General features: G+C 49.5%; 10 protein-coding genes. 9 read left to right on the forward strand and 1 reads right to left on the reverse strand.

Going from position 1 to position 11494, the window contains the following annotated elements; all coding sequences use genetic code 11:
* Positions 1 to 18 precede the first annotated feature (18 nt).
* From rpmI to Q0X35_RS04120, 3 genes are read left to right on the forward strand one after another with little or no spacing between them, the layout of a single operon-like run.
* Entirely contained in the window at positions 19 to 213 is a 195-nt protein-coding gene (gene rpmI, locus Q0X35_RS04110; RefSeq protein WP_297565852.1) for a 50S ribosomal protein L35, read from the forward strand.
* Between the two features lie 43 nt (positions 214 to 256).
* Positions 257 to 637 carry a 50S ribosomal protein L20 gene (gene rplT, locus Q0X35_RS04115; RefSeq protein ID WP_297565829.1) on the forward strand — a complete coding sequence of 127 codons (381 nt, stop codon included), beginning with the start codon at positions 257 to 259 and terminating at the stop codon, positions 635 to 637.
* Between the two features lie 57 nt (positions 638 to 694).
* Positions 695 to 1540 carry an RNA methyltransferase gene (locus tag Q0X35_RS04120; protein WP_297565832.1) on the forward strand — a complete coding sequence of 282 codons (846 nt, stop codon included), beginning with the start codon at positions 695 to 697 and terminating at the stop codon, positions 1538 to 1540.
* A 5-nt stretch (positions 1541 to 1545) separates the two neighbouring features.
* Here Q0X35_RS04120 and Q0X35_RS04125 read toward each other — a convergent pair whose 3' ends face one another.
* On the reverse strand, positions 1546 to 2394 hold the full coding sequence (locus Q0X35_RS04125; protein ID WP_297565835.1) for a PfkB family carbohydrate kinase: 849 nt from the start codon (positions 2392 to 2394) through the stop codon (positions 1546 to 1548).
* Between the two features lie 158 nt (positions 2395 to 2552).
* On the opposite strand from Q0X35_RS04125, the gene pheS reads away from it, so the two are divergent.
* The 6 genes from pheS (at position 2553) to tyrS (ending at position 11134) form a co-directional block, all read left to right on the forward strand.
* Positions 2553 to 3659, forward strand: coding sequence for a phenylalanine--tRNA ligase subunit alpha (pheS, locus tag Q0X35_RS04130; protein WP_297565838.1), 1107 nt, complete (start codon positions 2553 to 2555; stop codon positions 3657 to 3659).
* Complete coding sequence (pheT, locus tag Q0X35_RS04135; RefSeq protein WP_297565839.1) at positions 3659 to 6262, forward strand: phenylalanine--tRNA ligase subunit beta; 2604 nt, start codon at positions 3659 to 3661, stop codon at positions 6260 to 6262. Before pheS ends, pheT begins: the two co-directional genes overlap by 1 nt.
* Before the next feature lie 225 nt (positions 6263 to 6487).
* Complete coding sequence (gene argR / locus Q0X35_RS04140) at positions 6488 to 6988, forward strand: arginine repressor (RefSeq protein WP_297565842.1); 501 nt, start codon at positions 6488 to 6490, stop codon at positions 6986 to 6988.
* Positions 6989 to 7029: 41 nt separating this feature from the next.
* A complete protein-coding gene (locus Q0X35_RS04145; protein ID WP_297565844.1) occupies positions 7030 to 8268 on the forward strand; it encodes an argininosuccinate synthase in 1239 nt (412 codons plus the stop codon).
* Between the two features lie 60 nt (positions 8269 to 8328).
* On the forward strand, positions 8329 to 9759 hold the full coding sequence (argH, locus tag Q0X35_RS04150; RefSeq protein WP_297565847.1) for an argininosuccinate lyase: 1431 nt from the start codon (positions 8329 to 8331) through the stop codon (positions 9757 to 9759).
* A gap of 115 nt (positions 9760 to 9874) precedes the next feature.
* The gene (tyrS, locus tag Q0X35_RS04155; protein ID WP_297565849.1) at positions 9875 to 11134 is read left to right on the forward strand and encodes a tyrosine--tRNA ligase; all 1260 of its coding nucleotides are present in this window, start codon (positions 9875 to 9877) and stop codon (positions 11132 to 11134) included.
* Positions 11135 to 11494: the final 360 nt, after the last annotated feature.

Here is an 11494-nt window from a genome sequence, read left to right on the forward strand (position 1 = left end):
ACCAAAGGGAGCATGAAAATGCCAAAAATGAAAACACATTCCGGTGCCAAGAAGCGTTTCCGGGTGACCGGTAAGGGAAAATTAATGCGGGAGCAGGCCGGAAAGCGGCATTTATTAGAGCATAAATCTTCCCGGATTACGCGCCGTCTATCTTCTGACCAGCCGGTAGCTAAATCAGACGTGAAGCAAGTAAATCGTCTTTTAGGGCGCTAGAGCGCACACTAAATTGAGCTTGTACTGAATAAGGAGAAATAAAATGGCCCGTGTAAAGAACGCAATTAACGCCAAAAAGAAGCGCCGCACTACTTTGGAGCGCGCAAAAGGATATCGGGGGCAGCGCTCGCGCCTATATCGTAAGGCCAAGGAGCAGGTGACGCACTCTTTCGTCTACAACTATCGCGATCGGAAAGTGCGCAAAAATGAATTCCGTAAGTTGTGGATTGCGCGCATTAATGCGGCGGTACGTGAAAATGGTATGACTTATAACCGTTTTATGCAGGGAATACGCTTAGCGGAAATCGATATCGATCGGCGGATGCTAGCTGAATTAGCAGTAAACGATCCAGCTACTTTTGCCAAGATCGTAGAGATGGCTAAGAAGGCGCTGCCGAAAGACGTAAACGCTCCGGCGAAGTAGTAAATACGAGTAATCGTTATTTAAAGAAGCTATTGGAAGTGCGGGCGGTGCAGAAATATGCCGCGTAAATATCACCGGGAAAAGACGGGGCAGCTGAAAAAAGTTTGCGGTCTATACCGGGAAGCAAACCGCCGCAAATACGGGCAATGGCTAGTAGAAGGCCCGCAGGCTGTACGGGAACTCTTAATTTGGAGTCCAGATAGCCTGCGGGATATCTATGCCAGCGATATGGGATTGCAGAAGCACCCCGATATTGCCGCATTGATCGAAAAAATCGATCCGTATCTGCACTTACTCCCGCCCGCCCTCTTCCAAGAGTTATTTCCGGATGCGCAGGGGATAGCAGCAGTATGCCAAGCGCCGCAGCTAACTGAGGCAGCTGAATCCGGCAACTCAACTGTATCTTCGGCATTTTTTACGAAGGCACGGCTGCTAATTTTTGCCTTGCAGGCCGATAATCCCGGAAATTTAGGCACCATAATTCGTTCCGCTGCCGCCGTCGGTGCTGATGGGGTATTGGCGGGAGTGAAATCTGCTGATCTGGGAAATCCGAAACTTATTCGCGCTTCGGCCGGTTCGGTATTCCATATCCCGCTACGGGCACAGCAAGATTTTTCGCAAGTAATTGCGGCGGCTCGTCAAGCGAATATGCAGATTTTTTTGGCCGACGGCGCTGGTGATACCGTACTTTCTGCGCTGCCCACAGCAGTATTGCAAAAACCTACTCTCTGGATAGTAGGTAATGAGGCGCATGGATTTACTGGCACGCAACGGCAAGCAGCAGATCAAATAATTTCCATACCGATGTGGGGAAAGACCGAATCGCTAAACTTAGCTATCGCCGCTACGCTCTGCCTTTATGCTTCCGCGACGGCGCAGCATACGGAAGAACTCCCTGAATAATAAATTCACTGCACAATAGATTCTAAATAGGGGAGCAGCCCCAAAAATTCGGTAGATTGACTCGCAGCGGCTACTGCCTGCGTTAAGGAAGTTTTCGCATCGATATTTTTCGCGAGCAGAGCGGTAAAAGCTCCGTGGAGCACATCTCCAGCTCCGAGAGTATCTTGTGGCATTACCTGCGGCACTGGCACTGTGAAGTCAGCGGCCGCGCCAGCGCAATTTCCTCGCACAGGCTGGTGGCCAAAAGACTGGGCCAGCAGTGGATACTGGTGGCGTTTTAGTTCCGCAAAAGTATCTGCACAGTCTGGAATCTGAAAATCAGCCGAAATAATTACGTGCGATAGTAAAGGTAAGAGCGCGCTGCTGCCTGCTTTCCACGATCCGCCGTCAAAAACTACCGGAATATTTTTTATTTGTGCTGCCCTTGCCAGTTGTATCTGCACATCTAGTAAATGCCCATCTACCTCTAGAACTTTTACATCGCTCCCTAGATCTAGGGAAAATTTCTGATAAGCGCGCCCCGGATTATTCTGCGAAATTACGCTGCGCCCACCGGCCTCATCCACTAAAACTGTCGAAAGAGGGAAATCGCTATCAGCGGCTAAATCTATTAGCTCTATTCCCGAATTTTCTAAAATATTTCGCGCAATTTTTGCCAGTACTGAATTGCCTAATAGCGTAATAAGCTGGCAAGAGACGCCGAAAGCTGCCGCCACTCGCGCGGCATTGGCAGCCGGTCCGCCTACGTCTACGGCTGTACCTAACGAAACAATTTTTTCATTCTCGCGCGGCACCCGTTCCACCCGCTGCGTAATATCTAAAGTAGTGAGTCCACAAAATACCGCAGTAGCCATAGTTGTAATTCTAATCGAAACCGCTAAATTCTTAAGAATATCCACCTAAGCTAGCAAAATATAAAAGCAATTTCCTTCCGCTTTCGGAGATGAGTAAGATAGTTAGAGGTTCGTATCTGAAAAATAACCGATGAAATTGGCCGGAGAGAAGGTAAGAGATGGATCTCAGCCCCCTAGATGCAGCGGGCATTGCCGAGGCGGTAAAAGCGGCACAAAGTGCTTTTCAAAATGCAGGCGATTTTAGTGAATTAAAAGCTGCGAAATTAGCTCATAGCGGCGATAATGCCCCGATTACCAAAGCTAATATGCAGATTCGATATCTAGAAAAAGCTGAAAAACCGCAAGCAGGAAAATTATTGGGGCAGGCGCGCAAAGCGATACAGAGTGCGCTTAACGAAGCTACTGCTCGTCTCGAAGCTGCCCAAGAAGAGCGAATTTTGGAAGAAGAAAAAGTAGATGTAACTCTTCCTACTCGGGGGACTCCACGCGGAGCTCGGCATCCCCTGCCAGTGCTAATGGAAGATATTTCTGATTTCTTTATTAGCTTGGGTTGGGATATCGCCGAAGGTCCGGAGGTGGAGCACGAATGGTTTAATTTCGATGCCCTCAACTTCGGTGCCGACCATCCGGCGCGGCAGATGCAAGATACTTTTTATATAGACGGAGTAGAGACGCTCCCGGGTGGTGGCGATTCTGCCGCTAAAGAAGAGCCGGCTGAATGCGTTCCTCAATCTGGTTTAGTGTTGCGCACCCATACTTCACCGGTACAAGCACATGTACTTATCGAGCGCGGAGCTCCGGTATATATTGCTTGTCCGGGAAAGGTGTTCCGTACCGACGCTTTAGATTCCACTCATACCCCAGTGTTTCACCAAGTAGAAGGGTTAGCGGTAGATAAGGGGCTGACTATGGCCCATCTGAAAGGTACGCTCGACCATTTCGCCCGGGCTATGTTTGGTCCAGAAGCAAAAACGCGGCTGCGGCCTTCTTTCTTCCCCTTTACCGAGCCTTCTGCGGAGATGGATTTATGGTTCCCGCAGAAAAAAGGTGGTGCCGGCTGGATTGAATGGGGTGGCTGCGGAATGGTGAATCCGGAAGTTTTACGCAATGCAGGTATCGATCCGGAAGAATACACCGGTTTTGCCTTTGGTATGGGCATTGAACGCACCTTGATGCTGCGCCACGGTATCGCCGATATGCGCGATATGGTGGAGGGCGATATTCGTTTTTCAACTCAATTCGGAACTACGGGGAGGGGTAACTAATGCCTTTAGTACCCACAGATTGGCTGGCAGAATATGTAGATTTGCCGGAAAATATTACGGCTGCCCAGCTTGCAGAAGCTTTAGTAAAAGTGGGCCTGGAAGAAGAAGAGATACATCCACCGCAGGTGCGCGGCCCACTGGTAGTAGGAAAAGTACTCACCCGCACGGCGAAAGAGCAAAAAAACGGCAAAATCATAAATTATTGCCGAGTGGATGTGGGAGAGCACAATGACGCTCCCGGCACTGGCAAAGAGCCTTCAGAACTCGCTTCGCGCGGAATTATTTGCGGAGCACATAACTTTGAAGTGGGAGATTATGTAGTGGTCTGCCTACCTGGGGCAGTCCTGCCGGGAAATTTTGAAATTTCGGCACGAAAGACTTACGGGCATTTATCTGACGGTATGATTTGCTCGGTACGTGAGCTGGGAATCGGCGAAGATCACGACGGTATCTTAGTATTGGCGCACTCAGATGCCGAGGCGGCCGCAGCTGGGCTGCCGGCAATTGGAAGCGACGTGCGCGATTTCCTCGGTATAGCAGGAGAAGTACTCGAAATAAACGTCACCCCAGATCGTGGTTATTGTTTTGCTATGCGCGGAGTAGCTCGCGAATATAGCCATTCGACGGGAGCAAAATTCGTGGACTATGGGAAAGCAGAGAATCTCCCGCAGCCCCTGCCCGAAATTAATAATGCCGGCTTCGCGGTAGAAGTGATTGATGAAAATCCAATTCACGGCAAAATTGGTTGCGATAGATTCGTGACTCGGATAGTACGCGGTATAAATCCGCAGGCTGAATCACCGGAATGGTTAAAGAAACGCTTACGTGCGGCCGGTATGCGCCCAATTTCTTTAGCAGTAGACGCTACCAACTATGTGATGCTGGATTTAGGCCAACCCTTACATGCTTATGATTTAGATAAGGTACAAGCTCCTTTAGTGGTGCGCCGCGCGCGCGCAGGAGAGATACTCACTACTCTCGACGGAGTGGAGCGGCAGCTAGATGGGGAGGATCTATTAATTACTGATTCCACTGGTGGAAAAGGGCAAAGAGTAGTCGGTCTCGCTGGCACAATGGGTGGATACGATACCGAAATTACGGAATCTACGCGCAATGTGCTTATAGAGGCTGCCCATTTCGAAGCAGTATCGATAGCGCGTACGGCGCGGCGGCATAAGTTACCGTCGGAGGCTTCTAAACGCTATGAGCGAGGAGTCGATCCGCAGATTGCGCCGATAGCTGCCCAAAAAGTAGCTGACCTATTAGTGGAGTATGGCGGAGGAGAAATAGCTGCAGAAAACTTTGAATTTAACGAAGTGGAACTGCCGCAGCCCTTAGTTTTCCCCACCCAAGAAACGCGGCGTTTGACTGGATTAGAGCTCTCTGCAGCTCAACAGATAGAACTGTTGGAAAAAATCGGCTGCCAGGTGGAGAAAGTAAATGAAACAGCGGATCTAGGCGTGACTTTGCAAGTCACTCCACCTTCTTGGCGTCCAGATTTAGTGGGGAGCGCCCATTTCGTAGAGGAAATCGTGCGTCTTTATGGTTACGAACGTATACCGGTAGTGGAGCCAGCTGCTGCTGCTGGGAATGGATTGCAAGCTTTCCAGCGCGCCCAGCGCGATATTGCTCGCAGTTTAGCTGAGCAAGGATGGGTACAGGTACTTTCGTATCCTTTCGTCTCTGCTGCAAATATCGATAGGCAAGAAATTCCGGCAACGGATTGCCGCCGGCAATTAGTGCGTTTGCGCAATCCGCTGCAAGAAGAAGCTCCTTATATGCGCTCTACAATTTTGGATTCACTTTTAGATTCGGCACACCTCAATGTGGCCCGGGGTAATCCCCAAGTAGCTATCTTTGAAATGGGGGTAGTCACCCGCCCAGGTAATCTTCACCCAGCCGCGAATCCGGGTGCCGGAGCTAAACCAGCAGCCGCAGCTTTGGCGGAGTTGCAGCAGGCTATACCGCAGCAACCTTTACATGTAGCTGGTATTGCTTGTGGAGAAGTGGCAAATGGGGGAGCTGGATTTGCTCCCGTCTACTGGGATTGGCGGGCCGCAGTGGAAACCGGCAAAGAAATTGGCCGACTGCTCGGTTTGGAAATTACCGTAGCCAATGCTACTTACGCTCCTTATCATCCGGGGCGTTGTGCTCAGTTGCGGGCGGCGGGAGAAGTAATCGGTCATGCCGGAGAAATAGCTCCCCGTATTTGCAAAGCTTGCGAGATTCCTGCGCGCTCAATCGCTTTTGAGATTGATTTAGACGCCGCTTTCCGCTTGCGGAGCCCAGAGCCCTTGCAGGTAGCGCCGGTAGCCACTTTCCCGCCGGTAAAAGAAGACATCGCAGTGGTAGTAGATAAAGCAGTGCCGGCGGCAGATTTAGAGCAGATAATTCGGGAAGCGGCCGGAGAGCTGCTGGAAGAAGTCAAGGTCTTTGATCTCTATACGGGAGATCAGATTCCCGCTGCGCAGAAATCTCTTGCCTTTGCCCTGCGTTTCCGCTCTTCGGAGCGTACTCTCGAAGCTGCTGATATAGCCGGGCTGCGGAAGCGAATTTTGAAGCAGCTCGCTCGAAAAGCGGGTGCGGAGTTGCGCGGCAAATAATTTCACAATTGCTACCGGCGGAATATTAGTGCTAGTTGGGTGTTAGTGTTAGGGGAATATTAGCGCCAGGGAAGTATTAGTGCCAGTGCGTAAAGTAGTGGCAGAGATTACCTATCTCAGCTATGTATTATAATAATCTTGGCTGTATAGTTATACATAGTTAAAGGGGAAGTTTTCGACAGATAATTTCCCAATACTGGATATTTCACAACCGAGGGCTCAGAGATGGATAAAATCAGTATTCCCGCCACCCGCACTGCCCGGCAGGCGAAAATTATCGATATAGTGGCTGAAAATCGCATATCTTCCCAAATAGAATTGCGTACCCAGCTACAGCAAGCCGGTATAGACGTCACCCAAGCTACGCTTTCGCGCGACTTGGAGGAGCTACATGCTTTTAAAGAGTACGGCGCCGACGGGAAAAAAGTTTATCGTATCCCCAATATCGTAGAGATTTCCGATTCTGAATCGGGTGCGCGGGGGCAGTTAGATCGTTGGGCGCGCGAAATAATTACGAGTGCACGCCAAGCTATGAATCAAATAATTTTACGCACTCCACCGGGGGCGGCGCAGCTGCTTGCTTCCGCAATAGATCATGCGCTTTTCCCAGAGGTATTGGGATGCATAGCGGGGGATGACACCGTCTTGGTGATAACTACTTCTACTTCCAGTGCGGCAGAGTTGAAAGAAGAATTACTGCTGCTCGCCCAAGGGCAGAATAAATAAAACTTATAACGTATTTATAGAAATCAAAGAAATGAGGAAAAATGGCTACGAAAGATAGAGTAGTGCTGGCCTATTCAGGCGGTTTAGATACTTCAGTTGCTATTGGGTGGATTGCCGAGCGCACCGGCGCAGAAGTAGTTACTGTATCGGTAGATTGCGGGCAAGGAGGAGAAGACCTCGAAGTAATCAAGCAGCGCGCCTTAGATTGTGGCGCAGTTGAAGCCTATATAGCCGATGCCAAGGAAGAATTTGCTAGCGAATACTGCATGCTTGATTTGCAGGCCAATGCCTTATACATGGATGCCTATCCGCTCGTATCGGCGCTTTCCCGTCCGCTAATCGTGAAGCATTTAGTGACTGCCGCGCGGCAATTCGATGCGGGAACCGTAGCCCATGGTTGTACTGGTAAAGGCAATGATCAGGTACGTTTTGAAAATGGCATCACTTCTTTAGCTCCAGATATGAAGTGCCTTTCGCCCGTGCGCGATTTAGCACTCACTCGGGAATTTGCCATTGATTACGCGGCTAAACACAATCTGCCTATTGAGGCTACGCACAATAATCCTTTTTCTATCGATCAAAACCTCTGGGGAAGAGCGGTAGAAACCGGGTTCTTAGAAGATTTGTGGAATGCTCCTACTAAGGATGTCTACAACTATACGGATGACCCCACCTATCCACCGCTTCCGGACGAAGTAATAATTACTTTCGAAAGAGGTATTCCGGTTGCGATAGACGGCACCGCCATGACCCCCTTGCAGGTAGTGCAAGAGATGAATCGGCGGGCCGGAGCGCAGGGTATTGGCCGTATAGATATTGTGGAAGATAGAATGGTGGGAATTAAATCGCGCGAAATTTATGAAGCGCCCGGAGCTATGGCTCTACTCACCGCTCATAAAGAATTAGAACGAGTTACCATCGATCGGGAGCAGGCGCGCTTCAAAGAAAGAGTAGCTTTGCGGTGGGCAGAATTAGTGTACGAAGGTCAATGGTTCTCTCCATTAAAGCGTTCCCTCGATGCTTTCATTCTGGATACCCAAGAATACGTAAGTGGAGATATTCGGATGATTATGCACGGTGGGCGAGCAGTAGTGACCGGCCGGCGTTCCGAAACCTCGCTATACGATTTTAATTTAGCCACTTATGACGAAGGCGATTCTTTTGATCAAAGCTACGCCAAAGGCTTTATTGAAATATCGGGTTTGACTTCGAAGCTAGCTGCGGCGCGCGACGTCAAATTCGGTAAAGGGGAAGCCATGCCGAAATTAAATCTTTCCTAGACAGGCTTTTCATAAAAATCGTATCCATTTAGCTCTACTCCCTCGAGAAGGAGAATTAATATGACGGAGCATATTGCTCTCTGGGGTGGGCGTTTTAGCGGCGCACCGGCCGAAGCCCTAACCGAACTTTCACGTTCTACACATTTTGATTGGCGCCTGGCTCTCTATGATCTGGCAGGCTCGTGCGCGCATGCGCGGGCTTTGCATCGGGCTGGTTTGCTCACTGCAGATGAACTAGCCGCTATGCTCACCGCGCTTCAGCAATTAAAAGCAGATGTGGAATCGGGAGAGTTTCGCCCGCAGCCGGACGACGAAGATGTGCATACTGCTCTAGAGCGAGGCCTACTCGAGAGAGCTGGTAAAAAATTAGGTGGAAAACTCCGGGCAGGGCGTTCGCGTAACGATCAGATTGCCACTCTTATTCGGATGTATCTGCGAGAAGAAAGCAGAGTAATAGGAGGAAAAGTACTAGATCTAGCTCTCGCCCTAATAAAGCAAGCTGAGAAAGCGGGAGATACCGTAATGCCCGGGCGTACGCATATGCAGCATGCTCAACCCATATTGCTCGCGCATCAACTTTTAGCGCATGTCTGGCCGCTTCTCCGCGATGTAGAGCGCTTGCGTGATTTAGATAAACGGCTAGCTGTCAGCCCGTATGGTTCGGGAGCTTTAGCGGGGAATACGCTCGGTTTAGATCCGGAGCAAGTGGCAAAAGAATTAGGCTTTACCACTGCCGTCTGGAATTCTTTAGACGGCACTGCCGCACGTGATACGGTAGCAGAGTTTTCGTATATCATGGCGCAGATAGGTATAGATATATCGCGGCTGAGCGAAGAAATAGTCATCTGGAATACGAAAGAATTTTCCTATATTACGTTGGACGATGCTTTTTCTACTGGATCTTCCATTATGCCGCAGAAAAAGAATCCCGATATTGCTGAACTTGCCCGCGGAAAATCGGGAAGATTAATTGGCGATTTGACTGGATTATTAGCGGTACTAAAAGCGATGCCTCTCGCCTATAACCGCGATTTACAGGAAGATAAAGAGCCAGTATTCGATCAGATAGATACTCTGGATGTCCTTTTACCGGCGGTGAGCGGTATGGTCTCCACTTTGGTATTTGATTATAAGCGTCTAACTGATTTGGCTCCGCAAGGATTTGCTTTAGCCACTGATATAGCAGAATGGTTGGTGAAACAAGGGGTACCTTTCCGGGAAGCTCACGAAATTTCCGGAGCTTGTGTAGCGTATTGCGAGCAGCGCGGGCTGGAACTCTCTGATTTACAGGCGGAAGATTTTACGGCAATTGATAATCGACTCCAAGCGGGCGTAGAGAAAGTACTCAGTGTGGCTGGTTCAGTGCGTGCGCGCTCTGGAAAAGGTGGCACTGCTCCTCAGCGGGTAGCTGAGCAGCAAGCAGCAGCTTCTCATTCTTTGCAGGAGCTACGGAAATTCACTGCGAAGCGTATTCTGGAGATGGCTATTTAAGAGTTTGCGCTTGAGAGGTAGTTATTGTAATTTTTTCTGCTTCTCCGGTAGGCTAAGAAATTGCCTTTGATACGGAAGAAAGCTACTTCGAAACGGAATAAGAAAGGTGAAGCAAGTGGCAGATATTCTAGATGAATTGCAATGGCGCGGGCTGGTCGCGCAGCATACCGATTTGGAAGAGCTACGGAAAGCTCTTAATTCGGGGCCACTCACTTTCTATTGCGGATTCGATCCTACTGCTCCGTCTTTACATCACGGGCATTTAGTAGCGGTAAAAGTAATGCGTCATTTACAGATGGCAGGCCACCATCCCTTGGTGCTGGTGGGCGGAGCTACCGGCTTAGTAGGTGATCCGCGCGCAAAAGGGGAGCGGGTACTAAATGAGCGGGAAACGGTGGCGCAGTGGACGGAGTGCTTGCGGGAGCAGCTTACTTCGCTTTTAGATTTCTCCGGAGATAATCCGGCGCGCACTGTAAATAACTACGATTGGACGGAAAAACTTTCGGCAATTGATCTGTTGCGCGATTTAGGAAAGTATTTCCGTTTAGGCACGATGCTTTCTAAAGATATTGTGGCGCGGCGGCTGCAATCAGAAGAAGGAATTTCGTACACCGAGTTTTCGTACCAGATTTTGCAGGCTAATGATTACCTGGAGCTCTTCCGGCGTTATGGCTGCACTCTCGAAGTGGGCGGTAATGATCAGTGGGGAAATCTCGTAGGCGGCATGGATCTGATTCGTAAAGTTACCGGCGAATCAGTGCACGTATTGACGAATCCGTTGATTATGAAGAGCGACGGCACTAAATTTGGCAAGAGTGAAGGGGGAGCAATCTGGCTCAATCCCGAGATGCTCAGCCCCTATAAGTTCTACCAGTTCTGGCTGAATACCGCTGATGAAGATGTGATTCATATGCTGAAAGTATTTACCTTCCGTACGCGGGAGGAGATTGAAGAACTAGAAAAGGCGGTGGCAGAGCGCGCTTATGCGCGGGAGGCGCAGCGCGTATTGGCAGCAGATGTGACTTCCTGGGTACACGGTAGTGAGGTGTGCGCGCGGGTAGAAAAAGCTTCGCAGGTGCTATTCGGGAAAGCTGATCCGCATGAAGTAGATGAAAAGACGCTACGTGATGCAGTGGCAGAATTGCCTGCCACGAGCATAAAAGCGGGTGATTCTCTGGCAGATGCGTTAGTGAGTTTAGGTTTTGAACAGGGGCGCAATGCGGCTCGTCGCACGATTTCTGGAGGCGGAGTGAGCATAAACAACGAGAAGTGCACCGATCCAGAGCGAATTATTGACGCCCCAGATTTCTTAGCGGGCGGTTTGATAATTGTGCGAAAAGGAAAGAAGAATTTGGCAGTTTTACACAAAATGTAGACTGCGAATTGCCCTCGAAGCGCAAATTATAAAAGTGTGATTTGCGAAAATTGCGGTATTTTGCTGCAGAAATAGCGGGAAAGTCCGCCTGTGAGGATAGCCACCGCGTCAGAGTTTGACGCTCTCGCTAATACCTCGTAAAGTAATTAATCGTTGCGCAGAGCGGTGCAGAAGAAAAGCATTCGCTTTTACTTTTGTTTTCGCTTTGCCAGAATCGAAAAGATATTCATCTTGACGATTCCCATTTAAGCGACTATAATTTATAGTCCGACCTCCTTGGACGCCTAGCTTTTATAGCTAGTTATTCGGGTGTGGGTGTGTTGTTTGGGATCTCAATAGTGTGTCAGCTTTTTTGTTGTA

The sequence above is a fragment of the uncultured Arcanobacterium sp. genome, assembly GCF_947253055.1.
Classification (GTDB): domain Bacteria; phylum Actinomycetota; class Actinomycetes; order Actinomycetales; family Actinomycetaceae; genus Arcanobacterium_A.